The 24,195-nt window shown below is 59.2% G+C and carries 18 protein-coding genes, 4 tRNA genes and 1 pseudogene; 19 read left to right on the top strand and 4 right to left on the bottom strand.

Annotation, left to right across the window (positions count from 1 at the left end; translation table 11 throughout):
- The first annotated feature begins 35 nt into the window (after nucleotides 1-35).
- The 3 genes from P0111_12565 (at nucleotide 36) to P0111_12555 (ending at nucleotide 1,893) form a co-directional block, all read left to right on the top strand.
- Complete coding sequence (locus P0111_12565) at nucleotides 36-671, top strand: septal ring lytic transglycosylase RlpA family protein (protein MDF0644856.1); 636 nt, start codon at nucleotides 36-38, stop codon at nucleotides 669-671.
- A gap of 155 nt (nucleotides 672-826) precedes the next feature.
- Nucleotides 827-1,042, top strand: a complete 216-nt coding sequence (locus P0111_12560; protein ID MDF0644855.1) for a hypothetical protein — start codon at nucleotides 827-829, stop codon at nucleotides 1,040-1,042.
- 32 nt (nucleotides 1,043-1,074) lie between these two features.
- Nucleotides 1,075-1,893, top strand: coding sequence for a HEAT repeat domain-containing protein (locus P0111_12555; protein ID MDF0644854.1), 819 nt, complete (start codon nucleotides 1,075-1,077; stop codon nucleotides 1,891-1,893).
- A 43-nt stretch (nucleotides 1,894-1,936) separates the two neighbouring features.
- Here P0111_12555 and P0111_12550 read toward each other — a convergent pair whose 3' ends face one another.
- The 4 genes from P0111_12550 to P0111_12535 form a co-directional block, all read right to left on the bottom strand.
- Entirely contained in the window at nucleotides 1,937-2,392 is a 456-nt protein-coding gene (locus P0111_12550) for a hypothetical protein (protein ID MDF0644853.1), read from the bottom strand.
- Between the two features lie 2 nt (nucleotides 2,393-2,394).
- A complete protein-coding gene (locus P0111_12545) occupies nucleotides 2,395-3,774 on the bottom strand; it encodes a HEAT repeat domain-containing protein (GenBank protein ID MDF0644852.1) in 1,380 nt (459 codons plus the stop codon).
- Between the two features lie 46 nt (nucleotides 3,775-3,820).
- Nucleotides 3,821-5,977, bottom strand: coding sequence for an alpha-glucan family phosphorylase (glgP, locus tag P0111_12540; GenBank protein ID MDF0644851.1), 2,157 nt, complete (start codon nucleotides 5,975-5,977; stop codon nucleotides 3,821-3,823).
- A 73-nt stretch (nucleotides 5,978-6,050) separates the two neighbouring features.
- Entirely contained in the window at nucleotides 6,051-6,896 is an 846-nt protein-coding gene (locus tag P0111_12535; GenBank protein ID MDF0644850.1) for a hypothetical protein, read from the bottom strand.
- A gap of 181 nt (nucleotides 6,897-7,077) precedes the next feature.
- On the opposite strand from P0111_12535, the gene P0111_12530 reads away from it, so the two are divergent.
- The 16 genes and pseudogenes from P0111_12530 (at nucleotide 7,078) to rpoC (ending at nucleotide 24,118) form a co-directional block, all read left to right on the top strand.
- Complete coding sequence (locus P0111_12530) at nucleotides 7,078-9,108, top strand: ATP-dependent helicase (protein ID MDF0644849.1); 2,031 nt, start codon at nucleotides 7,078-7,080, stop codon at nucleotides 9,106-9,108.
- Between the two features lie 3 nt (nucleotides 9,109-9,111).
- Nucleotides 9,112-9,993 (top strand): hypothetical protein, encoded by an 882-nt coding sequence (locus tag P0111_12525; protein ID MDF0644848.1) that lies wholly within the window; start codon nucleotides 9,112-9,114, stop codon nucleotides 9,991-9,993.
- A 389-nt stretch (nucleotides 9,994-10,382) separates the two neighbouring features.
- Nucleotides 10,383-10,467 (top strand) — tRNA-Tyr (locus P0111_12520).
- 115 nt (nucleotides 10,468-10,582) lie between these two features.
- Nucleotides 10,583-10,657, top strand: a tRNA-Gly gene (locus P0111_12515).
- Between the two features lie 108 nt (nucleotides 10,658-10,765).
- Nucleotides 10,766-10,841: transfer RNA gene (locus P0111_12510), tRNA-Thr, on the top strand.
- A gap of 158 nt (nucleotides 10,842-10,999) precedes the next feature.
- Nucleotides 11,000-12,205, top strand: a complete 1,206-nt coding sequence (gene tuf, locus P0111_12505; protein MDF0644847.1) for an elongation factor Tu — start codon at nucleotides 11,000-11,002, stop codon at nucleotides 12,203-12,205.
- Nucleotides 12,206-12,246: 41 nt separating this feature from the next.
- Complete coding sequence (gene rpmG, locus P0111_12500) at nucleotides 12,247-12,396, top strand: 50S ribosomal protein L33 (protein MDF0644846.1); 150 nt, start codon at nucleotides 12,247-12,249, stop codon at nucleotides 12,394-12,396.
- Between the two features lie 21 nt (nucleotides 12,397-12,417).
- A tRNA-Trp gene (locus P0111_12495) sits at nucleotides 12,418-12,492 on the top strand.
- A gap of 154 nt (nucleotides 12,493-12,646) precedes the next feature.
- A complete protein-coding gene (gene secE / locus P0111_12490) occupies nucleotides 12,647-12,841 on the top strand; it encodes a preprotein translocase subunit SecE (protein ID MDF0644845.1) in 195 nt (64 codons plus the stop codon).
- Between the two features lie 143 nt (nucleotides 12,842-12,984).
- Nucleotides 12,985-13,521, top strand: a complete 537-nt coding sequence (gene nusG / locus P0111_12485; GenBank protein MDF0644844.1) for a transcription termination/antitermination protein NusG — start codon at nucleotides 12,985-12,987, stop codon at nucleotides 13,519-13,521.
- A gap of 106 nt (nucleotides 13,522-13,627) precedes the next feature.
- Complete coding sequence (rplK, locus tag P0111_12480; GenBank protein MDF0644843.1) at nucleotides 13,628-14,053, top strand: 50S ribosomal protein L11; 426 nt, start codon at nucleotides 13,628-13,630, stop codon at nucleotides 14,051-14,053.
- Between the two features lie 25 nt (nucleotides 14,054-14,078).
- Nucleotides 14,079-14,771: a 50S ribosomal protein L1 gene (gene rplA / locus P0111_12475; protein ID MDF0644842.1), complete on the top strand. Its 693-nt coding sequence runs from the start codon at nucleotides 14,079-14,081 to the stop codon at nucleotides 14,769-14,771.
- 148 nt (nucleotides 14,772-14,919) lie between these two features.
- Nucleotides 14,920-15,426 (top strand): annotated as a pseudogene (gene rplJ, locus P0111_12470) (50S ribosomal protein L10).
- A gap of 27 nt (nucleotides 15,427-15,453) precedes the next feature.
- Complete coding sequence (rplL, locus tag P0111_12465; GenBank protein ID MDF0644841.1) at nucleotides 15,454-15,855, top strand: 50S ribosomal protein L7/L12; 402 nt, start codon at nucleotides 15,454-15,456, stop codon at nucleotides 15,853-15,855.
- Between the two features lie 78 nt (nucleotides 15,856-15,933).
- Complete coding sequence (gene rpoB, locus P0111_12460; protein MDF0644840.1) at nucleotides 15,934-19,890, top strand: DNA-directed RNA polymerase subunit beta; 3,957 nt, start codon at nucleotides 15,934-15,936, stop codon at nucleotides 19,888-19,890.
- A 103-nt stretch (nucleotides 19,891-19,993) separates the two neighbouring features.
- Nucleotides 19,994-24,118: a DNA-directed RNA polymerase subunit beta' gene (rpoC, locus tag P0111_12455; protein ID MDF0644839.1), complete on the top strand. Its 4,125-nt coding sequence runs from the start codon at nucleotides 19,994-19,996 to the stop codon at nucleotides 24,116-24,118.
- Nucleotides 24,119-24,195 lie beyond the last annotated feature (77 nt).

The following is a 24,195-nucleotide window of genomic DNA, read 5'->3' as shown; positions in this document are numbered from 1 at the left end:
TCAAGCGGTCGGTTCAACAGGATAGAGGTGACGACATGACCGTTCGTGCAATGACATCACCGTATACCGCCGTTCTCGGCGTCGTCCTCGGCACCTGGTGCTTCATGGGCGGTTGTTCCTGGATTCCGAAGGGTGATTCCCAATTCGATGTCGGCATTAAGGATCGCGGCACAGCCTCCTGGTATGGCGAACCGTTCCATGGGAAACAAGCTGCCGATGGGACGATCTATGATATGGAAGGGTTGACTGCCGCTCACCGCACGATGCCGCTGGGGAGCATGGTCCGTGTGGTCAACCTGGTCAACGGCAAGTACATTTATGTTCGGATCACGGATCGCGGTCCTTATGTAAACGGTCGCATCCTCGACCTTTCTCACGCCGCGGCGATACGCCTAGGTATGGAAAAGGGGGGATTATCGCTGGTTCAAGTTGAAATCGTCGGAGAGCGTCGACCGGACTCGCTCCTGTCTTCTGACGCCGCCAAGGCGCGGTCGCTTGCCAGGATTCTGGGCACCGACTCGACGACGAAGCCGGAGGGTGTCGCGCTGGGGGCTCCCCACCGTCCACGCCCCGGCGATCTGTGGACCAGGCGAAGAGACCTGCGGGTCCCGGCGACACTGGCGGCAGACCATACGGCGCATGTCGAACTTGCCGCGCTCGTTCTCGACTAACCTTTTCCCTGGCTCCTGCGCTCCCGTTGACAGCACATAAAGCGGTCCACTAGACTGCGGACCATGCGGGTCGGTACGGGACCCTGGGAGGTGTGGGTGCCCGTGCACGATTTCACAGAAAGAATTGAGGATTTGACGGAAGGCGGAGGTTGGCAATGGCGAAAAAGGGGTCCGAGTCGGACGAGGCGCGGCTCAAGAAGAAGGTGGCCGCAAAGTTGAGTGGCCACAACAATCCTGAGGGTGATGCAGCGGTCCGTGCGCTTCGGAAGCGGCTGAAGCGTGAGCAGCGGAAACGGCGTGCGGTGGCTCTAAGAAAAAAACATTCGGGAGCGAATAAGCCGGCTACCGAGGGGGCTCCGGCGGCAGGATAGCCGGCTTTCAGCTGTCACTGAGGAAGCGATTCATGAAACCATCGGAAGCACACGAGCAAGACCATCACAAAGAAACCGATCCCGAAGCCGCGTCCGACGAACTTACCGATCAGGTGGCGGCGGAGCTGACTGGAGAGGCTCCGGCGGCCGAAGCCACCGACGTGCAGCCTGAGGCTGCGCTGCTCGAAGAAGAGAAACCGAAGGACGAGATCGATATCCAAATCGACCTGCTCAAGGATTCTGACTGGGTCGTACGGCGCGAAGCAGCCATCACCCTCGGGGAAATGGCGGATGAACGATGCGTGGAACCGTTGTGCCAGGCGCTGCGGGACGGAGACTGGCAGGTTCGGGAAGTCGCCGTCGATGGGCTCGGTCAGATCGGTTCTCCTGCCGTGGAAATGCTGCTCAAGCTGCTTCGTGATTGGGACGTTCGAAAGTACGCGATTGCCGCACTGGGCAAGATCCGCGATGAGCGAGTGCTCGATCCGCTCATGCTTCAGCTGCGGAACGACGAATTCAAGGACGATGCGACCAATGCCCTGGTCGAGCTGGGCGCTCCGGCCCTGAGTCGGCTGGTCGTCGCGCTGAAGGACAGGGACGAGCTGGTTCGAAAGCAAGCGGTGCTGGCCCTCGGTCGCATCAAGCATACTGACGCCATCGATCCACTGATCGAAATGTTGGCCGACAAGGATTGGTTCACCCGCCTGACCGCAGCTGCCGCCTTGGAGGCAATCGGAGACGATCGCGGACGCGATGCCATCAAGCCGTTGACGAAAGATTCGGACATGGTGGTGCGGATGCGGGTCGAGCGAATTCTGGCGAAGTGGAAGAAGCAGCCGGCCAACGCCTGAGCGGTCTCCAGCCCGCTCGAAATCGTGCGCCCGACGCGGCCGTCTATTTGTCGAGCTGCCGGTCGATTTCCTTCTGAACGTCGTTGAGTTTCTTCATCGGAACTGGCTTTCCCATCGACAATTCCAGTCGCAATTCCTGCAACGTGCCGATGACTGCCCGCACGGCCTGAGTCGAAGCGTCTTGTCGCGCCCCCTTGATGGCGGTTTCCAGACCGGCCACGCCGTCCGCCAGCTGCTTTGCCGCTTCCCCGAAATTCTTATCCAGCACATCGGAACGGGTTTGCACGATTTTTGACTTCGTCTCGAGCAGGGCCTGGCGCCTGCGGAGATCCTGTTCGATTCCCATGGTAGTGTCCATGACGTTCCGAGAGACTTCCTTTATTGACTTCGGCAACCCTGCCACTGTTTCCTCCAAAGTTCCGACCGGCCGTTGGCCGAAATAGAATCCCAGCGCGAACGATGCCACAATCAAGAGGAGCACTCCGATAAATTTCCACATGCCTATCCTTTCCGTCCCTTGGATGCCGTGGACCTGTTGTGTCGGTCGATTTGTTGCAACAGACTCCCGGCTGCGGTGATACGGACAGCCAAGTCCGAATCGTGCAAGCCCTTTTTTAGGAGAGCAAACGCGGGCGGGTTCGTCTTGCCTAGCGCTTTCGCAGCAAATAACCTGGGCTGAGGTTGCTGATCCTGCAGCAGCGCCTGAAGGATGGTTGTGCCTTGCTTGTCGACGGCCATCCCAAGCGCCTGTGCCGTGGCAGCGCGAACCGATGGGTCGGGGTGACGAGCCAGATCCGTAGCAATCAGGACGGCTGATGCATCGCCCAATCGAAGAAGCCCTTCAACGGCGCTGGCGCGCACCTGCATGGAGGCATCGTGCGTCAATTGGAGCAACAGCGGACGTGTGTCACGGATGCCGAGACGGCCCAAACTGACGGCAGCCACACCCCTGACTCGTGCGTGCTCGTCACCGATCGCATGCGTGAGCGGCGCAACCGCTCCGGGCTGCCCGAACTCGCCCAGGGCACCGGCGGCAAACGCACGAACCGACGGCTCAGGATCGTAGACAGCTTGGCTGAGTACCGCGAGGCTCGACGGCCGTTTCAATTTTCCGAGCGCACCCAATGCGGCCATGCGGGTTTCCGGATCCGGAAGTGTGGCGGCTCCCGTGATATCGCGCAACATGTCCTGTTTGCCCAGCCGATAGAGCGCGGCGTAGGCGAATACCCCTTCGGGTCCGTCTTCAGTTCGCGCCACCTCGACCAGACGGGGCACAATGTCGCCGACTCCTCCTTCGCTCAACACGTTCATGGCGGCGATGCGTACCGGCGGCATGTCGTCCCGCAGGGCGCGTCGTAGCGCATCCGACTTCGAAGCCAGCCCGGCATGACCGAGACCCTCGACGGCGCGGGCCCGCACCAACGGAGAAGGGTCCAGCAACCCATCCTCTAAAATGGATCTGGTCTCGACAAGCCCCAACTCCGCCAGAGCCGTGTAGGCGGCGATCCTGACGTATTCTTTGGAGTCGCGGACGTGAGTGATCAACGTGCTCAGGGCCAGCGAACGCAAAAGTGGGAACTCGTCCGGTTGGTTGGCGGGAACCAATCGGTCGTAAAGCGCCACGGCCTCCTCGGTGTGGCCCAGTTTCAGGTGGCTTTGAATCGTCACGCGAAGGAAGGCCTTCGACGGGGGGAGATCCGAAGCCCGGGAACTCCATAGATTCAGAACTTTGTCGTATTCCGCGTCGCGATAGGCCTGGGTCGCTTCCTGTTCCAGGCCGACACCCGCCGTGGCCGCAGTCGCGCCGAAGGCGAGGGAGGTTGTCAGCAGGAGCGCCGTGAATAGAATCGCATGGGCACGGAAAGAGGGACCGGTCACCATGCGATGTACAACTGGGTTCCTCGGGACGGCGGCAGAGGGAGCGGTCTTACCATACCGTCGGGGTTTTGGCCATCGCCGGCGTGTACAGCATCTCCACATAGTCTTTTACCATCCGCTTGGTGCAGAAGACCGGCGCGACGGTCCTGATACTTTCCTTGACCAATTGGAGCCATCCGCGCGGGATGCCGTCGATGTCGCGCTGATAATAGAGTGGAACGACTTCCTGCTCCAGTAGCCGATAGAGCTGTTCGGCGTCGTGACGGTCCTGCGCCTCGACGTCGACGTCGCCCAGCGGCTGAATGCCCCAGCCGTTCGCCCCGTTATACCCTTCTTGCCACCACCCGTCGAGCACACTGAAGTGCAACGCACCGTTGAGGGCCGCCTTCATACCGCTCGTGCCGCTGGCTTCCATGGGAAAGCGCGGAGTGTTCAGCCAGATGTCCACGCCCTGTACGAGGTACTTGGCCATGTGCATCTCATAGTCTTCCAGAAAGGCCACCTGACCTCCCAACTTGTGGTCCTGGCAATAGCTCATGACCTCGTGAATGAAATAGCGTCCTGGTTCGTCGGCCGGATGAGCTTTGCCGGCGAAGATCAGCTGGACGGGGCGCCATTGGTCGTGGAGAAGGCGCTTTAAACGTTCAAGGTCGGCAAACAGCAAGGTGGCCCGTTTGTACGTGGCGAACCGTCGCGCAAACCCGATCGTGAGCGCCTCGGGGTCAAGCAACGTGCCTCGGGCCAGCACCTGCGAGGGGTGGAGCTGTCCCTGCATCCAGCCGGTGCGGACCCGCCCACGGATAAAGCCCATGAGTTTGCGCTTCATCGTCTGGCGAACGGCCCAGAGTTCATGATCGGGAATATCGAGGACCCGCTGCCACATGGCCGGATCGTCGCAGCTCTCGGCCCACATCGGGCTGAGCGATTTGCTGTACAGCCTGTGAAGGTCAGGAGAAATCCAGGTTGGCGCGTGGATGCCGTTGGTGATGCTCCGGATCGGCACCTGTTCAACGGGGAGCCCGGGCCAAAAATGCTGCCACATCTGGCGACTCACCCGTCCGTGCTCCCGGCTGACTCCGTTGAGATGCGCCGACAACCGCATCACAAGCGCGGTCATGTTGAACCCACGTCCCCGAGATTCCGGGGTTTCTCCCAGGCCGAGGAATTCCTCACGCGAGAGACCGATCTGATCCCAAAAACCTGCAAAGTACTTCTCCATCAGGTGATGTGGAAACACGTCATGACCGGCGGGTACAGGCGTGTGGGTCGTGAACACGGTGCTCTGCCGGACGATCTCGCTCGCCTCGGCGTGAGATGTGCCTGCTTGTACCAACTCCCGAAGGCGCTCCAAGGTCAGAAAGGCGGAATGCCCTTCGTTGGCATGCCAGACGGAGGGAGCAATGCCCAGGTTGCGCAGAACGCGAACGCCTCCGATGCCGAGTAGGATTTCCTGGCATAACCGCATCTCCTGGTCACCTCCGTACAATCGAGCGGACAGGGCGCGGTTCTCAGGCGTGTTCTCGTGCACGTCCGTGTCGATCAGGTACAGCGGGACCCGACCAACCTGCACTTTCCAGACGACGGCGGCGACGGTCCGGCCGCCTATCTCCACCGCAATCCGACAAGGTTCCCCTGATGGGGTCAGCGCCGAGTGGATGGGAGACTCCTCGCGATTGAACGCCGCGTAGGCTGCTTCCTGCCAGCCTTCCGTCGTGATGCGTTGGCGGAAGTATCCCTGTGGATACATGAAGCCGATGCCGACCAGCGGCACACCGAGATCGCTCGCCTCCTTGCAGTGGTCGCCGGCCAGAATGCCCAAGCCGCCGCTGTAAATGGGGATGGAGGTGTGGAGGCCGAACTCCGCGGAGAAATAGGCGATGGTTTCCTTGACCGAAGCGGCATGCTGTGTGCTGAACCAGCTATGGCCGTTGGCCCGGTACTGATCGAACAATTTAATCACCGCGGAGTACTGCCGAAGATAGGACGGATCCTCCGCCAGGCGCGCCAGCCGTTCCGGTTTCACATCCGCAAGCAGCTTGACAGGATTGTGTTGCGTCAGAAACCACAGCGTGGGATCAATCGTTTCGAACAGCTGTCGCGCCTCCAACGTCCAACTCCACCACAAATTCTGGGAGAGCTCCTCGAGGCGGGCCAAGCTGAGGGGTAGGCCGACACGTGCATTCTGAGAGATGTTCGTAGTCTCCACTGCGACTCCTTATGAGAATGTGAGGCCAAGGCGGTCGTGAGGGGGATAGCGGAGCACCCCGCGCCGAGTGGGGTCAGGCGTGGCCGGCCTTGTGCCAGGAGGTCCACTCGTCCGAGAATGCCACGGATGCGTAGCGTTCGCCAAGAATTTTTGCAACTCGATTCATCAGCTTGGTCAACTGCTGCACTTCTTCCTGGGTCAGGTCCTGGCGGAAGCGTGGATGCAGTCCCCAACGGGTTTCCACTTCATCGCCGGTGACGGTGGACATGACGCTGATGAGCTTGATTTCGTTCCCGGTGGGATTCCTCGGTGCAGATGCGGCGTCCGGTTGGATCGTCGGGGCTGATGCCGATTGCGAAGCGACGCCGGCCGTCGGAAGAGGAGCATCTCCTTGCAGGATAGCGGTGATCGCTGGGACAGCCGCACTGGCACAGAGCGTGGCGGCCGACGTAATCTGCGGATGACCGCTTACGCCGAGCGCCTCCGCTACTCGCCCGCCGAAGACATCGAACATTTCATTCTTGGCCTTGCTGTCCTCCGTGATGGAAAAGCGATATCGCTCATAGAGTTGACGGCTCTCCGCCACGGTGCCTCCGATCGTCATCATGATCTCGGACTGATCCACGGTGGAGCCGAACGCCGGTTCCAAGACCGTCTTGAGCTGGGTGGTCACCGCGTCCTCCAACCCGTTCATGAATTCCGGCTGATCCTTGATCGGAATATGGAACGCCGAAATCCTGTCCGTCAGATTGAACATGACTTTGAGGAACTCGAGATAGAGACCCCACTCGTCCTGACGCTTGAGTTTCAGCGCCTGCTCGGGCGCGTTCTTTTTCATGACGGTCACTGATTCGCCGGCGACGGCAAGCATCAACTCGGCGAGCGACCGTTGCTGAATTCCGTATGGCGTCTTCCCCATATAGAAAATAATATCGTCGGGCGGTGAAGTTCAGATGTCGTCGAAAAAGGCATTATAGCCGAGAGATCCCTTCGGACTCCAGTGGGGGCTCCCGCTGAGGGCCGTTCCTGAGGGCCGCCACCCGCGTTGAAACGGTCTCGATCATAATGTTATACACCGCAGATACTCCGTACTCTCTTGCATGAATCGAAACATCACACCGTACATTCTGAAGCGGACGGGGGACGAAGCCGTGCCGCGCAAGCTGTCGATCGACTATGCGGCGGAGTTGAATCCGCAGCAATTGGCCGCGGTGACAGCCGGCGACGGTCCGTCGCTCGTAATTGCAGGGGCGGGGAGCGGGAAAACCCGCACGCTGGTCTATCGGGTTGCATATCTCATCGATTCGGGTATCGATCCTTCCAACATCTTGCTACTCACATTTACGAGGAAATCGGCGCAAGAAATGCTCGAGCGAGCCGGCGAGCTGATCGGCTCGCGCAGCGGCCGCGTGTGCGGCGGCACGTTCCACTCGGTCGCGAACATGTTGTTGCGCCGCTACGGGCGAGCTATCGGGGTGGAACCGGGGTTCACGATCTTGGATCGCGGGGATGCGGAGGATCTCATCGCACTTGTGCGATCTCAGTCGGGGCTCAGCGACAAGGACAAGCGATTTCCCCGGAAGGGGACGATCGCCGAGATTTTCAGCAAAGCTGAAAACACGCTGCGAAGCCTGGACGACATCGTCCTGGAGGAATTCAGCCATTTTGCCGATCATCTGGATGTGCTGGGGCAACTGCAGAAGGGCTATCAAGCCGCTAAACGGCAACGGCAGCTGGCGGATTACGACGACCTGCTGGTCCTGCTCCGGCGACTGCTGACGGAAGACCCGCACGCTCGGGAGGCGATTTCCCAGCTGTATCGGTACATCCTGGTCGATGAGTATCAGGATACCAATCGTTTGCAAGCCGACGTGATCCGCAAGCTCGCGTCGAGACGTCAGAACGTGATGGTGGTGGGGGACGACAGCCAATCGATCTATGCGTTTCGCGGCGCAACGTTCAAGAATATCATGGAGTTCCCGACGCTCTTCCCCGGCGCCACGATCTACAAGCTGGAAGAAAACTATCGCAGCACCCAGCCGATCTTGAATCTCGCCAATTGCATCATCGAAGAGGCGGCAGAAAAATACAGCAAGCACCTGTTCACGCGCAAACTGGACGGGCCGCTGCCGACGTTGGCAGAGGCACCAGGCGAGAATGCCCAATCTCGCTTTATCGCACAAAAGATCCTCGAGCTCCGCGAGGAAGGCGTGCCGCTGGGCGAGGTGGCCGTCCTGTTCCGCTCGAGCTTCCATTCGTTCGATCTGGAGATCGAGCTCGCTCGTCGCGGCCTGCCGTTCGTCAAGCGCGGCGGCGTCAAATTCATCGAAACCGCACATGTGAAGGATCTGTTGGCGCACCTGCGCGTGGTTGCCAATCCGCTCGATGCGGTCAGTTGGCACAGGGTGTTGATGTTGGTCGAAGGCGTCGGTCCGAAGAAGGCGCAGGAGCTGCTGGCGTCGTTGGTCAAATCGGATGCGCCGTATCGGGTCTTGCGGGACGTGGGCGGACGATCGAGCCAAGGGTTGAAAAATCTCGCCCACACCCTCGAGAGTCTGGCCGCCTCGGCCGATCGAGGGACGGCTGAGCAAGTGAATCACATCTATGACTATTACCTTCCGATTCTCAAGGAGCAATACGACGACTATCCCAAGCGAACCAGGGATTTGGATCACCTGCATACCATCGCGGAGGGGTATCCCGATGTCGGCCAATTTCTCGCCGATCTTGCGCTGGAACCTCCGGACGGGAGCGCGATGGAGGTGGAAGCGCCAGACGGCGACGATGAACGGATGGTCCTGTCCACGATCCATTCGGCCAAGGGATTGGAGTGGCAATGCGTATTCGTAATCTGGATCGTCGACGGAAAATTCCCGTCGCTCTATTCGTTCGTCGCGGATGAGGAATTGGAAGAAGAACGCCGCCTGTTCTATGTCGCGGTCACCCGTGCGAAGCGTCATCTCTATCTCACCTATCCGATCAACGTGTTCGATAGGAGCAGCGGCATGCTGCTGTCGAAACCTACGCGATTTCTCGATCATGTCTCCCCGGCCCTGTTCGAGCAGTTGGCCCTCATTGAGGAAGAGGGAGAACATGCCGACTGGCGCCGCGATCGGGACGATTCGTACTGATCCGTGCCGGAATCGCTTATCCACATGATGCGGCCGTTCCGTGACCGGAGCCCGGTTCTGTGCTTGCTCTGCTGCTGGTGCCTTGTCCTGATTTCACCGGTCGGAGCGGAGAGGACGTCCGGCCACACGTGGAGGCAGATTGTGGTCGAGGCGGAACGGCTTGGATTGCCTGTGAAGTTTCTCAAGGCCGTGCCACCCGACTTCGTCAAGTTTGAATTCGACGATCTCCAGGCGTTTGCAGCGGAGTATCATCTCGGCGAGCATCGGATGGTCTTGAATCGTTCGCTTTCGTTTAACGCTGCTGGAGGCACCCTTCGGCCGCTGAGCCGCCTGACCAACAGCGAAATGGAAACGCTGTACCATGAGCTCTTTCACGCATACATGGACTACCTGGCGACTGACGGCCGGGGGGACGCTCTGGCATTCGCGCGCAGGCAGCAACAGTGCCGGTACGGTTCGGTCTTGATCAATCCGGTTGTGCAGCGCAGGACCGAGACGGAGGAGCGATATCTGAGCGAAGTCGAATCGTGGGAAGCGTTGAACGAGGCCTGGGCGGTTTTCATCGGGTGGGCAGTGTGGAGCCAGTTGGAATCAGCCGGTCGGACTGCCCTGTCGCTTCAGAAGTCGGGAAAACCGAGGGCGGCTTGGCTTCGCCGCCTGGAGGACGCAGACCGCGAGGGAAAACTTCGCGGCTACTATGAGCCCGAGAATCCCGAGGAACGGGCCGGGGCGCGGAAGCGGTTTCTAGCTCCGGCTTCCAGGATCTCACCGGAGGAAGTCCGCCATCTTCTGAAGGAGGCGCTCGGATTTCCTGACGATCTGATCAAGCAGGCAGATCAGGTGCTCAGTTCCGGCAAACCCCCTCGTCATTCCCACTCGTGTTAGCCGTGTCTCGTCCGGGGATTTCATTAAAATTGCACGCTTATGGTATGGTGATTCCGGACAAGCCATGAGCCGGCCGACGGGCCTCTGAATGAATCGGCTCTCATCTTTGACATGAATCACGGATTTTGGGCGGTTCAGGGTAATGTCTAAGACCGCGGAGAGACCGCCGAAAAGAAAAATTTGTGCCGCAGGCCTTCTCCCCCTTGACTTCAAAAGACTTCATCAATAGAATCGGGCGTTTCTTGAACAAGGCTCTGTCCCCAGATCAGTACTTTATCCTTTTTTAAAAGGAATAGGTGCTGTACATGGACGAGCCTGCTCTGCTTTTTTCGTCCGCGATGGTGAGAGAGGGCAGGGGTTTTCTACTGAACATTTGTTGTTGCCTGTTCGGGCAGGTACCCAAGTGGCCAAAGGGGGCAGACTGTAAATCTGTTGCCATCGGCTTCCAAGGTTCGAATCCTTGCCTGCCCACCAAACCACGCTTGCGTGGGCCGGCGAGCTTAAGATGAAACGAGCCGGATAGACACCTTCAGTGTTCTTGTTTTGGAGACGTGCGAGCGGATGAGCACTTTGAGTGTCACTGAGTAGGGCGGGCGTAGCTCAGCGGTAGAGTCCCAGCCTTCCAAGCTGGCTGTCGTGGGTTCAACTCCCACCGCCCGCTCCAAATAGGGACGGGAGAGGTTTCTGATCGAACATGAAGCGAGGGGGGCGAGCGGAATCGTCCTGAAGGATTGCCCGATTGATACACGTCAGTTCACGATTGACGAGGAACGCCCACGTAGCTCAGTTGGTAGAGCACGTCCTTGGTAAGGACGAGGTCACGCGTTCGATCCGCGTCGTGGGCTCCAAACAGAGCTTGCTCGATCCGGAGCGCCTTTCATAATGCGCGACGGGATATACACCGCAAGTGTTGAGGGTTTTCTTGATGATCCGGCTCAACCCGAAGCATGATGAGGCCGACCGCATCGGGCTAACACTCTCAGCGTTCCGAGAAAAGGAGTGACTTATGGCGAAGGCGAAATTTGAGCGGAAGAAGCCGCACGTGAACATTGGGACGATCGGGCACGTGGACCACGGGAAGACGACGTTGACGGCGGCGCTGACGAAGGTGTGCGCGGATAAGGGGATGGCGAAGTTCATCAGTTACGACGAAGTGGCGAAGGCGAGCGAGAGCCAGGGGCGGCGGGATGCGACCAAGATCATGACGATTGCGATCAGCCACGTCGAATACGAAACCGACAAGCGGCACTATGCCCACGTGGACTGCCCGGGGCACGCCGATTATGTGAAGAACATGATCACGGGGGCGGCGCAGATGGACGGGGCGATCCTGGTGGTGAGCGCCGCGGACGGCCCGATGCCGCAGACGCGGGAACATATTCTGTTGGCGCGGCAGGTGGGGGTGCCCTACATCGTGGTGTTTCTGAACAAGGCGGACAAGGTCGACGACAAGGAATTGCTGGATCTGGTGGAATTGGAAGTGCGGGAGCTGCTCTCGAAGTATGACTTTCCGGGGGACAAGACCCCCATTATACAGGGCAGTGCCTTGAAGGCGATGGAAGGGGATCAGGGGCCGCTGGGGGTGCCGGCGATTGTGAAGTTGCTCGAGTCGGTGGATACCTATATTCCGACGCCGCAGCGGCCGATCGACAAGCCGTTTTTGATGCCGATCGAGGATGTGTTCACGATCAGCGGGCGGGGCACGGTGGTGACGGGCCGGTGCGAGCGGGGGATCGTGAAGGTGGGGGATGAAATCGAGATCGTGGGGCTGCGGCCGACACAGAGCACGGTGGTGACCGGGGTGGAGATGTTCCGCAAGGTGCTGGATGAAGGGCAGGCGGGGGACAACATCGGGGTGCTCTTGCGGGGGACGAAGAAAGAAGACGTGGAGCGGGGCATGGTGTTGGCGAAGCCGAAGACCATTACGCCGCATACGAAGTTCAAGGCGGAGATTTATGTGCTGACGAAGGAAGAAGGGGGACGGCATACGCCGTTCTTCAACGGGTATCGGCCGCAGTTCTATTTCCGGACGACGGACGTGACGGGGATCGTGTCGTTGAATCCGGGCGTGGAGATGGTGATGCCGGGGGACAATGTGAGTGTGACGGCCGAGTTGATCAGTCCGATCGCGATGGACCAGGGCCTGCGCTTTGCCGTGCGTGAGGGCGGCAAGACCGTCGGCTCCGGCGTCGTCACGGAAATCCTGGCTTAAGGCAAGGGACTGTGGTCCTCTGACCGCATGGGAGAATTGCGATGCGAGAGATTATCGACTTGGCTTGTACCGCCTGCAAACAGCGGAACTATTCGACCAACAAGAACAAAAAGAACGACCCGGACCGGTTGGAGAGAAATAAGTTCTGCAAGTTCTGCCGGAAGCATACGCCCCACAAGGAAGTGAAATAGGCGCTCAGCACCGCCGAGCGAAGGGGCATAGTGTTAATGGCAGCACGTCGGTCTCCAAAACCGAAAGTCTGGGTTCAAATCCTAGTGCCCCTGCCACCCCGAGCGTGCTCGTACCGCCGGCCTTGCGATCATGGCCGACGGACAAACACCGCAAGTGAGGGGTTTTGGAGACTGGGAGTGTTACTCGACCGTGAAGCTGAACGGTGACTCTTGTTGAGTGGGTCGGTAGCCGCGAAGATGTAGGAGTGCGATGTTTAAACGGATGATCGATTCGGTCAAGACATTTTTGACCGATGTGCGCACTGAACTCAAAAAGGTGTCTTTTCCCACCCGTGCGGAAACGATCGGGTCGACTACCGTGGTGATTGTATTTTGTGTATTGATGTCTCTGTATCTCTCGGTCATCGATTCGTTCCTGGTGTGGTTAGTCGGAAAAATTCTCTAGTGGGAGTTTGGCGACTCACGATGGTCTCCTTATCGCGGGAGACCTCGGATAGCCGTTATTCCGCGGGGCGGGGGACGAGAAGTGTCGGAACGGTCATGACATCTGCGCCATTGTGGCTTGAACCAGCGATTCGAGGATAGGGCATGGGAAAAAACTGGTATGTCATCCACACCTACGCGGGCTTTGAGCAGCGGGTTAAGACCAGCTTGCATGAGCGGGCTAACCAAATGAGCCTGGCCGAGCAGCTGGGGCAGGTGTTGGTGCCCACCGAGGATGTGATTGAAATTAAGGATGGGAAGCGCCGGACCTCTCGACGAAAGTTTTTTCCCGGCTACGTGCTCGTCGAGATCGAAACCCCGTTGACGGATGAGACGCTTCAGATGATCAAGGAGACGCCGAAGGTCACCGGTTTCGTCGGGGGGGGCGCGCAGCCGACGCCTTTGACCAGCGAAGAGGTGGCGGAATTGCTCAAGCAGGTGGATGCGGGAAGCGCTGGCCCGCGCGAGCAGGTGAAGTTTATCAAGAGCGACAACGTCCGGATCGTCGATGGTCCCTTCATGGGGTTCAACGGCATGGTCGACGAGGTCGATCAGGATCACAACCGACTCAAGGTGATGGTGAGTATTTTTGGGCGATCGACGCCGGTGGAACTGGGATTCTTGCAGGTAGAACGAATCTGAAATGTGCAATGTGGAATGTTCGACGTTGAATGCCGAGCCGGGGCAGACTTGTCCCGGGCGGTTCAACACGTAACATTCCCCATTCGACATTCGAAGGGGAAGGACAATGGCGAAGGAAGTTTCCGCGCAGATCAAGTTGCAGATTCCGGCGGGCAAAGCCAATCCGGCGCCTCCGGTCGGGCCGTCGCTCGGTCAGCACGGGGTCAACATCATGGAATTCTGCAAACAATTCAATGCCAAGACGCAGAAGGAAGGTGACAGCATCATTCCAGTGGTGATCACCGTGTACAAGGACCGAACCTTCACCTTCGTCATGAAGACGCCGCCAGCTTCGGATCTGCTGAAGAAGGCCGCCGGCATCATCAAAGGGTCGGGCGTGCCGCAGAAGGACAAGGTGGGGAAAATCACCAGGAAGCAGCTGAATGAGATCGCCCAGAAGAAGCTCGCGGATTTGAATGCCGCCGACTTGGAGGGAGCCGTCAAGATCATTGAAGGTACGGCCCGCAGCATGGGCGTGGTCATCCAAGGCTAACGACAAGACAGAAGGAGTGCCTGGTATGGGAAAGAAAATGAAAGCCGCGTTCGACAAGGTCGAGCCGCGCCAGTATCCCCTGCGCGAGGCCGTCGATGTCGTCAAGAGCGCCGCGTATGCCAAGTTCGACGAGTCGGTCGACTTGGCGATCCGTCTTGGCGTTGACCCGAAGCGTTCCGACCAGATGGTCCGGGGTACCACCTCGCTGCCGCACGGAACCGGAAAGAAAATGCGTGTTCTGGTATTTGCCAAGGGGGAGAAGGAGCAGGAGGCGCGCCAGGCCGGCGCGGACTATGTCGGGTCCGATGATCTGATGGAGAAGATCAAGGGCGGGTGGATGGAGTTCGATTCCGCCATTGCGACGCCGGACCTCATGGCCGCTGTGGGAAAACTGGGCAAAGTCCTCGGACCTCGCGGACTGATGCCCAACCCCAAGACCGGGACGGTGACCTTCGAGGTCGGCAAGGCAGTCGGAGAAATCCGAAAGGGGCGGGTCGAGTACAAAGTTGAGAAGGCCGGTATCGTGCAAGTCCCCGTCGGCAAAGTCTCTTTTAATGCCGATCAGTTGTATGACAATGCCGCAGCCGTGCTGGAGGCGGTGGTGAAGGCGCGACCGGCTTCGTGCAAAGGCCGGTACCTGAAGAGCGTGACCATCTCGAGCACGATGGGTCCGGGAGTCAAGCTCGATGCCGCGGCGATTGCTAAGCAGTGGAGCTGAAGGCGGGGCTGCAAGGACCTGCGGGCTGGATTCGACCGCTCGGGGAGTCCTGCTCCGGCTAGGAGCTTGTTCCTGGAGTTGCTGAGGGTGAGCGACGGACGTCATCGACGATGGTCCGCGGTTGTCGCGAAGGAAGAGGGGGAGTGAGATGAAGAAGGAAGAGAAGGCCACAGCAGTGGCGGAGTTGACGGAAAAGTTCGGCCGGGCGCGGTTGGCCATTCTGACCGAGTGCAGCGGGCTCCCAGTCAACCAGGTGACCGAGCTTCGGAAACAGCTGCGCGGCGCCAAGGCGGAATACAAGATCGTTAAGAACACGTTGGCGGCGCGGGCTTCCGAAGGGACTTCCCTGTCGGAGTTGAAGACCCATTTGAAAGGGCCGACGGGCATGGTGATCGGCTACGACGATCCGGTGCTCCCAACCAAGATCCTCCGGGATTTCATCGCGGCCGAGAAGCGTGAAGAGAAAATCCGTATCACGCTCGGCGTACTCGATGGGAAAGTCGTTCAGGCTGCCGAATTGGCGGCCGTTGCAAAGCTTCCGAAAAAGGAAGTATTGATCGCGATGCTGCTGTCGGCCATGCAGGGGCCGATCCGTGGCGTCGTCTATACGCTCAACGCAGTGCTGTCCAAGTTTGTGAGAGTCATTGCCGCCATTCAGGATAAACGGAAAGGAGAGGGAGACATGCCAGCTACAGAGGGAAAGTTGTCGCAGGAGGAGTTGATCAAGGCCATCGAGAGTATGAGCGTGCTCGATCTGGCTGAATTGGTGAAAGGGCTCGAGAACCGCTTCGGCGTTACCGCCGCGGCTCCGGTCGCCGCGGCAGCGGCCCCAGCCGCTGGCGGCGCGGTTGCCGCTCCCGCGGAAGAAAAGACGGCGTTCGACGTCATTTTGGTCTCCGCGCCGGCGGATAAGAAGATTCAGATCATCAAGGTCGTGCGCGAGCTCACCAGCCTGGGACTCAAGGAAGCCAAGGATCTCGTGGAAGGGGCTCCCAAGCCGGTCAAGAACGGCGTGGCGAAGGAGGAAGCCGACACGATGAAGAAGAAACTGGAAGAGGGCGGCGCGAAGGTCGAGATCAAGTAGCCTGTCGTTCGATCAGCATCTGTGGGTACCCGCATGTGCGGGTACCCAAGCCCAACCATTGTAGTGGAGGACTGGCGAATGTCCGAAACGACTCTACAAGAGTTCGTCGAGCGGAAAGACTTTTCCCGCATCCGTACGAGCATCGACATTCCGGATCTCATCGAGATTCAGAAGCGATCCTACGAGGAGTTTCTGCAATTCGAAGCGGAGGCTGAACGGCGAAAAGATCATGGGCTCCAGGCCGCCCTGGCCAGCGTGTTTCCGATCCCGGATTACAACAACACGGCCGTCCTGGAGTTCACCAGTTACACGCTCGGAATACCCAAGTATGACGAACGGGAGTGCCTGGAGCAGGGTATGACCTTCGCCGTGCCGCTGAAGCTGCGCGTGCGACTCGTGGTCTTCGACAAGGAAGACAAGGGACCCAAGAAGAAGGTGCTGGATGTGCGCGAGCAGGAGGTCTACGTGGGCGAGCTTCCGCTCATGACGGAGCGGGGCACGTTCATCGTCAACGGGACCGAGCGGGTCGTCGTCAGCCAGTTGCACAGGTCGCCGGGCGCCTCGTTTACCCACGACAAGGGCCGGACTCACGCCAGCGGGAAGGTGCTCTACTCGGCGCGGATCATTCCCTATCGGGGTTCATGGCTCGACTTCGAGTTTGACGCGCGCGACATCCTCTACGTGCGTATCGATCGTCGCCGCAAGATGCCGGCCACCATTCTTCTGAAGGCGTTCGGCTACTCCGGCGACGATCTGCTGAAAATGTACTATCCCGTGGAAGAGATCCGGGTGGTGAAGGGCAAGCTGATGCGGAAGCTGGATCCCGAGATCCATCAGGGGCTTCGCTGTTCAGTGGAGTTGTCCGACAAGAGCGGAAAGGAACCGCTGGTCCGGGAAGGCACGAAGTTGACCAAGGGGGTGATTGCCAAGCTCAAGGCCGCCGGTGTGAAAGAAATCCCGCTCTCGCCTTCTGAACTGGTGGGCCGCGCGGTGCTTACGGAGCTGGTGGACAGCAAAAGGAACAAGCTTGCGGAGAAGAATCAACGGCTGACCGCCGAAGTCGTCGAGCGGATCCTGGAGACCGAGATCGAGGAGTTCAAGGTCATCTATTTCGACACGGCCACCACGACTCCCGTCATTCTCGATACGTTGGAAATGGAGCGCACAGGTTCCAAGGAGGAGGCGATGGTCGAAATCTATCGCCGGCTCCGTCCCGGAGAGACTCCGTCCGTCGAGACAGCCCGCGCCCTATTCGACAATTTGTTCCTCAACTCGAAACGGTACGACCTCTCGCCGGTCGGCCGATTGAAGCTCAACAAGAAGCTGGGGCTCGATCTGCCGCTGGAGCAGCGCACGCTGACGGCGCAAGACATCGTGGAGGTCATCCGCTATCTGGTCAATCTCAAGATGGGCAAGGGCGAGATCGACGATATCGACCATTTGGGCAATCGGCGGGTTCGGTCGGTCGGCGAATTGCTGGAAAATCAGTTCAGGCTCGGATTGGTCCGCATGGAGCGCAGCATCAAGGAGCGCATGAACCTCCTGGACATGGAGACCGTGCTGCCTCATGACTTGATCAACGCCAAGCCGGTTGTGGCTGCGGTCAAGGAATTTTTCAGCAGCAGCCAGCTGTCGCAGTTTATGGACCAGACGAATCCGTTGGCGGAGATCACCCACAAGCGGCGTTTATCGGCGCTGGGTCCCGGCGGCTTGACGAGGGAGCGGGCGGGCTTCGAAGTCCGTGACGTGCACCCGTCGCACTACAGCCGTATTTGTCCGATCGAAACGCCGGAAGGGCCGAACATCGGCTTGATCACGTCGTTGGCTACCTATGCCCGGATCAATAAGTTCGGGTTTATCGAAGCTCCGTATCGGAGAGTCGAAAAGGGGCGCGTCACCGATCAGATCGAGTTTCTGTCCGCCATCGAGGGCGACAAATACGTCATTGCGCAGGCCAATTCGAAGGTGGACGGGGGGGGGCGGTTGGTTTCCGAAACGGTATCCGCCCGGTCCGCCGGCGATTTTGTGACGGCGACTCCAGACAAGGTCGAATATATGGACGTCTCGCCCAAGCAGGTGGTCAGCGTGGCGACCGCGCTCGTGCCGTTCCTGGAGCATGATGACGCGAATCGCGCGTTGATGGGTTCCAATATGCAGCGCCAAGCGGTGCCGTTGTTGAAGGCGGAAGCCCCGTTGGTGGGGACCGGCATGGAAGCGGTGGTGGCGCGGGATTCAGGCTACGTGGTGCAATCCAGACGGTCCGGTGTCGTCGAAAGCGTCGATGCCACCCGAGTCGTTGTGCGCGCCGATGCCAAAGAGGGCCGGAAGCGAAACGATTCAGGGCTTGACGTCTACGATATGATCAAGTTCCAGCGGTCGAATCAAAATACCTGCATCACCCAGACACCGGTGGTGCGGATCGGGCAGCCTGTGAACAAGGGCCAAGTGTTGGCCGACGGTCCAGCCATCGACCAGGGGGAGTTGGCGCTCGGCAAGAACGTGCTGGTCGCATTCATGCCCTGGGGCGGTTACAACTTCGAGGACGCCATTCTACTGAGTGAGAAGCTGGTGCGTGAGGATGCGTTCACCTCCATTCACATCGAGGAGTTCGAAGTAGAGGCTCGCGACACCAAGCTGGGGAAGGAAGATATCACGCGCGACATCCCGAACGTCGGCGAAGAGGCGCTGCGCAATCTCGACGAGAGCGGCATCATCCGAATCGGCGCGGAAGTGAAGCCCGGCGACATTCTGGTCGGCAAGGTAACGCCGAAAGGCGAGACGCAGCTGACTCCGGAAGAGAAGCTCCTCCGCGCCATCTTTGGCGAGAAGGCCGGAGATGTGAAGGACACGTCGTTGACCGTGCCCCCGGGTGTAGAAGGCATCATCGTCGACGTGAAGATTTTTTCACGCAAAGGGCTCGACAAAGACGAGCGTTCCAAGAGCATCGAGAGCGAAGATGCGATGAAGCTCCAGCGTGATCATCACGAGGAGCTGCGCATCATCGACGAGGAAAAGACCAAGAAAGTCAGGAAGCTGCTGTTGGGTAAAGTGGTCGGCCGCGATCTGATGGATCCCGAGAGCGGCGACGTCATCTTGAAGAAAAAAGGCAAGCTGACCGCGGAGATCCTCAAGCGGCTGCCCGACGACACGGTTCGGTACATCATCCTGAGCGACCCGGATGAGCAAAAAGAACTCGAGGACGTTGAGCGCCGAGCCAAAGAGCAGATCGAGATTCTGCAGACGCTGTACGACGAGAAGGTCGGGCGCCTCAAACGGGGCGACGAGTTGCCGCCGGGCGTCATCAAGCTCGTCAAGGTCTACATTTCGATGAAGCGCAAGATACAAGTCGGCGACAAGATGGCCGGCCGGCACGGCAACAAAGGCGTCGTGTCACGTGTGTTGCCCGAAGAGGACATGCCCTATTTGCCGGACGGGACGCCGGTGGAAATCGTCTTGAATCCGCTCGGTGTGCCTTCTCGTATGAATGTGGGCCAGATCTTGGAGACTCACCTGGGCTGGGCCGCGAAGGCTTTGGGCATCAAGGTGGCGAGCCCCGTATTCGACGGTGCGTCGGAGAAGGAAATCAAAGACCTACTGAAGAAGGCCAAGCTGCCGTCGAGCGGACAGACTGTCCTCATGGACGGTCGGAGCGGCGAGCCCTTCGGCAGTCCGGTCACGGTGGGCTACATGTATGTATTGAAGCTGCACCATCTGGTCGACGACAAGATTCACGCACGGTCGATCGGACCCTACTCGCTCGTGACACAGCAGCCGTTGGGCGGCAAGGCTCAGTTCGGCGGACAGCGGCTGGGCGAGATGGAGGTGTGGGCGCTGCAGGCCTATGGAGCGGCCTCCACGCTGCAGGAGTTCCTGACCGTCAAGTCCGATGACGTACCGGGCAGGTCTCGGATGTATGAAGCAGTCGTCAAAGGGGAGCCGTTCCTGGAGCCGGGCTTGCCCGAGTCGTTCAACGTGCTGGTCAAGGAGCTGCAAAGCCTCGGGCTGGACGTCGAGTTGGTCAAGACTCAAGACTAACCACTTGTGTGCCGGGCACGTCCCGGCATCAGAGGAGGTCACTACCTTGGAAGGCGTATACACATTATTTGAGAAGCCGAGGGACGCGGTGTCGTTCGACTCGATGCGGATCCGCATCGCCTCGCCCGAAAAGATCCGGTCCTGGTCGTACGGCGAAGTGAAGAAGCCCGAGACGATCAATTACCGGTCGTTCAAACCGGAGAAAGACGGCTTGTTCTGCGCGAAGATTTTCGGCCCGATCAAGGATTGGGAGTGCAATTGCGGCAAGTACAAACGCATGAAGCACCGGGGCATCGTCTGCGACAAGTGCGGAGTCGAAGTGATTCAGAGCAAGGTGCGTCGGGAACGCATGGGCCACATCGAGCTGGCGGCACCGGTGGCGCACATTTGGTTCTTGAAAGGCGTGCCCAGCCGCATCGGCACGCTGCTGGACATGAGCCTCAAGCAACTGGAAAAGATTCTCTACTTCGAAAGTTACGTCTGTGTCGATCCTGGCCAGACGGACTTGGCGGAGAAAGAGCTCGTGACGGAAGAGAAGCTCCGACAGTTGCAGTCGGAATTCGCGTCCAATTCCTATAAGGTCGGCATCGGCGCCGAGGCGATTCGCGACTTGTTGCGGAAGATCGACATCAATGCCAAGTGGGATGAAATCAAGGCGAAGTCCAAAACATCCACGTCGGCGGCGCTGAAAAAGAAGCACGCGAAACAGCTCAAGGTTATCGAGGCGTTCCGCAAGTCAGGGAATAAGCCCGAGTGGATGATCATGGACGTGATCCCCGTGCTGCCCCCCGAGTTGCGCCCGCTGGTGCCGCTGGACGGCGGACGTTTTGCTACGTCGGATCTGAACGATCTCTATCGCCGCGTGATCAACCGGAACAATCGGCTGAAGCGATTGATGGAGTTGAAGGCGCCCGGGGTCATCATCCGCAACGAAATGCGTATGCTGCAGGAGGCGGTGGATGCCTTGTTCGATAACGGCCGTCGAGGCCGTGCGATCCGCGGGCCCAATAAGCGCCCGCTCAAGTCGCTGAGCGACATGCTGAAGGGCAAGCAAGGACGTTTCCGGCAGAATCTGCTCGGTAAGCGTGTGGACTATTCAGGCCGGACGGTCATCGTTGTCGGTCCGGAACTGCGGCTGCATCAGTGCGGTCTCCCGAAGAAAATGGCTCTAGAGCTCTTCAAGCCGTTTATCTTTCACAAGCTGGAAGAGCGGGGCGCTGCCACGACCATCAAGAGTGCCAAGCGTCTGGTCGAAAAGGAGCGGCCTGAAGTGTGGGACGTGCTCGATGAGGTCATCAGAGAGCATCCGGTGCTCTTGAATCGAGCGCCGACGCTCCATCGACTGGGCATCCAAGCCTTCGATCCGGTCCTGGTCGAAGGGAAAGCGATCCGGCTGCATCCGCTCGTCTGCGCCGCGTTCAATGCGGACTTCGACGGCGACCAGATGGCCGTCCATGTGCCGTTGTCCGTCGAAGCCCAAGTGGAAGCGCGCGTGCTGATGATGTCCATCAACAACATTCTCTCGCCCGCCAACGGCAAGCCGATCGCCGTACCGTCGCAGGACATGGTGCTGGGGTGCTATTGGCTGACGAAGGAGCGGGTCGGTGCGAAAGGTGAGGGAAAAGTCTTCGGCTCGCCAGAGGAAGTGCGCATCGCCTTCGATGCGCGTGAAGTGGAAGAGCATGCGCGGGTCAAGGTGCGCATCGAAGGCAACCTGGTGCAAACAACGGTCGGCCGCGTGATCCTGTCCGAGGTGTTGCCTGCCAGCATGCCCTTCTCCTATGCCAACAAGCTGATGACGAAGAAAGAGGTGACCAAGCTGATCGATTCCGTCTACCGACAGTCCGGGCACCGCGAGACCGTGACGTTTCTGGACAAAATCAAGGACACAGGGTTCCAGTATGCCACCCGGGCCGGCGTGTCGATCTGCATCGACAACATGCATATTCCCAGCAAGAAGGAAGAGTTGATCGGAAAAGCGCAGCGCGAAGTCAACGAGATCGAGCGGCAGTATGCCGAAGGCTTGATCACGAACGGTGAACGCTACAACAAGGTTATCGACATTTGGGCCCATGTCACCGAGCAGGTGGCGGGTGAAATGATGAAGGAGCTGGGTGCCGGTGGCGACGCGGCCAAACAGGAGGCCTTCAACCCGATCTTCATGATGGCCGACTCGGGAGCCCGAGGCAGTTCGCAGCAGATCCGTCAGTTGGGCGGTATGCGCGGATTGATGGCGAAGCCGTCCGGAGAAATCATTGAGACGCCGATCACGGCGAATTTCCGCGAAGGCCTGACGGTGCTGCAGTACTTCATCTCGACGCACGGCGCGCGTAAGGGCTTGGCGGATACGGCGTTGAAGACCGCAAACTCCGGGTATCTCACTCGACGTCTCGTCGATATCGCGCAGGACGTCATCATCAGTGAAATCGATTGCGGCACAACCGACGGGATCTTCGTGAGCGCGCTGGTCGAAGGCGGCGAAATCATCCAGCCGATCGAAGAACGTATCTTGGGACGCCTGGCGGCCGAGGATATCCGCGATCCCGTGACCGGCGAGATCATCGTGTCGTTCAACGAAGAGATCACCGAAGATCGAACGAAGGACGTCGTGGAAGCGGCCGTCGACCGGGTGAAGATCCGGTCCGTCCTGACCTGCCAGTCACGTCGCGGCGTCTGCCGCGCCTGTTATGGGCGAGATCTGGCGCGTGGCCGTTTAGTCGAAAAGGGCGAACCGGTCGGCGTGATCGCGGCGCAGTCCATCGGAGAGCCGGGGACCCAGCTGACGATGCGTACGTTCCATATCGGCGGTACCGCCAGCAAGGTGGTGGAGCAAACGGTGCTCGAAGCGAAGCATGCCGGCTACATGAAGTTCATGAGTTTTGACGCCAAGAAGAACGCCGATGTGCACAACGCCGGCATCGCCGTCCGCAACAAGGATGGCGAATGGGTCGTGATGAACCGGAATGCGAAGATCGCGATCGTCGATGAGAACGGTCGGGAACGCGAGAAATACCCGGTCGTCTACGGCGCCAAGATCAAAATCAAGGACGGCGATCGCATCGCCCTGGCCCAAAAGCTGGTGGAATGGGATCCGTACTCGCTGACGATTCTGACCGAGGTCGGCGGGAAGGTTGCGTACGGCGACATCGTCGAAGGCGTGACGATGAAGGAAGAATTCGACGAGGTGACCGGTCTGTCGAGAAAGGTCATCATCGAGCACACGGGCGCGACGCTTCGTCCCCGCGTGTCGATCAAAGACGAAGGCGGAAAAACCGCAAAGGTGTCGGGCGGGGCCAATATGGTTGCCCGGTATCTGCTGCCCGTCGGCGCACATATCTTCGTGGAGAAGGGCGCCATGGTGCATCCGGGCGATGTGCTCGCGAAGATTCCGCGCGAGACCACGAAAACGAAGGACATCACCGGCGGTCTTCCCCGCGTGGCGGAACTCTTCGAAGCTCGGAAGCCGAAAGAACAAGCCGTCATCAGCGAGATCGACGGAGAGATTTCTTACGGCGGGTTCGTCAAGGGCCAGCGCAAGGTGTTGGTCGACAACAAGATGGGCGATACCAAGGAGTACTTCATCCCGAAAGGCAAGCACGTCAATGTGCACGAAGGAGATTGGGTGCGCGCCGGAGAGCCGTTGATGGACGGGTCGGCGAATCCGCACGACATTCTCGATGTGTTGGGTCCTAATGAATTGCAGAAGTATCTGGTCGACGAGGTACAGGACGTGTATCGCCTGCAAGGTGTGTCGATCAATGACAAACATATCGAGATCATCGTGCGGCAAATGCTGCGCAAGGTCAGGATTGAAGATCCGGGGGACACGGAATTCCTTCCCGGAAGCCAGGTCAGCAAACTGGTCTTCGAAGAAGAAAACGATCGGGTGCTGAAGAAAGACGGCAAACCCGCGCTTGGCAAGCCCGTACTTTTGGGTATTACCAAGGCGGCGCTGACGACCGACAGCTTCATTTCCGCCGCGTCCTTCCAGGAGACGACCAGAGTTCTGACCGAAGCGGCCATCAACGGGCGCGAGGACAATCTACTGGGCTTGAAGGAAAACGTCATCGTCGGACGATTGATTCCGGCCGGGAGCGGGTTTGAGGAGTATCGCGATACATTCGTGATCAGTCCCAAGCCTGAACCGGTGGCCGTCGGTACGGGAGAAGCGCCGGCGCTGCCGCGCGAGGGGGTGGTAGCCGCCTCCGGGGAGTCGACCGGGTCGTGACGCCGGACGTGCGGTTCGACCATGGCTTGACAGCATAAGGGTTGATCATTATAATCCTCCGGCTTTGCCCTTGAAGA

This window comes from Nitrospira sp. (assembly GCA_029194535.1).
GTDB lineage: Bacteria > Nitrospirota > Nitrospiria > Nitrospirales > Nitrospiraceae > Nitrospira_C.
Note: the sequence above shows the minus strand (reverse complement) of the source record. Positions and strands in the feature narration are given on the sequence as shown.

Bases quoted from the DNA above. Each gene is read 5' to 3' on its own strand.
- P0111_12565 (MDF0644856.1), top strand. From the start codon at position 36: ATGACCGTTCGTGCAATGACATCACCGTATACCGCCGTTCTCGGCGTC.
- P0111_12560 (MDF0644855.1), top strand. From the start codon at position 827: ATGGCGAAAAAGGGGTCCGAGTCGGACGAGGCGCGGCTCAAGAAGAAG.
- P0111_12555 (MDF0644854.1), top strand. From the start codon at position 1,075: ATGAAACCATCGGAAGCACACGAGCAAGACCATCACAAAGAAACCGAT.
- P0111_12550 (MDF0644853.1), bottom strand. From the start codon at position 2,392: ATGTGGAAATTTATCGGAGTGCTCCTCTTGATTGTGGCATCGTTCGCG.
- P0111_12545 (MDF0644852.1), bottom strand. From the start codon at position 3,774: ATGGTGACCGGTCCCTCTTTCCGTGCCCATGCGATTCTATTCACGGCG.
- P0111_12535 (MDF0644850.1), bottom strand. From the start codon at position 6,896: ATGGGGAAGACGCCATACGGAATTCAGCAACGGTCGCTCGCCGAGTTG.
- P0111_12530 (MDF0644849.1), top strand. From the start codon at position 7,078: ATGAATCGAAACATCACACCGTACATTCTGAAGCGGACGGGGGACGAA.
- tuf (MDF0644847.1), top strand. From the start codon at position 11,000: ATGGCGAAGGCGAAATTTGAGCGGAAGAAGCCGCACGTGAACATTGGG.
- rpmG (MDF0644846.1), top strand. From the start codon at position 12,247: ATGCGAGAGATTATCGACTTGGCTTGTACCGCCTGCAAACAGCGGAAC.
- secE (MDF0644845.1), top strand. From the start codon at position 12,647: ATGTTTAAACGGATGATCGATTCGGTCAAGACATTTTTGACCGATGTG.
- nusG (MDF0644844.1), top strand. From the start codon at position 12,985: ATGGGAAAAAACTGGTATGTCATCCACACCTACGCGGGCTTTGAGCAG.
- rplK (MDF0644843.1), top strand. From the start codon at position 13,628: ATGGCGAAGGAAGTTTCCGCGCAGATCAAGTTGCAGATTCCGGCGGGC.
- rplA (MDF0644842.1), top strand. From the start codon at position 14,079: ATGGGAAAGAAAATGAAAGCCGCGTTCGACAAGGTCGAGCCGCGCCAG.
- rplL (MDF0644841.1), top strand. From the start codon at position 15,454: ATGCCAGCTACAGAGGGAAAGTTGTCGCAGGAGGAGTTGATCAAGGCC.
- rpoB (MDF0644840.1), top strand. From the start codon at position 15,934: ATGTCCGAAACGACTCTACAAGAGTTCGTCGAGCGGAAAGACTTTTCC.
- rpoC (MDF0644839.1), top strand. From the start codon at position 19,994: ATGCGGATCCGCATCGCCTCGCCCGAAAAGATCCGGTCCTGGTCGTAC.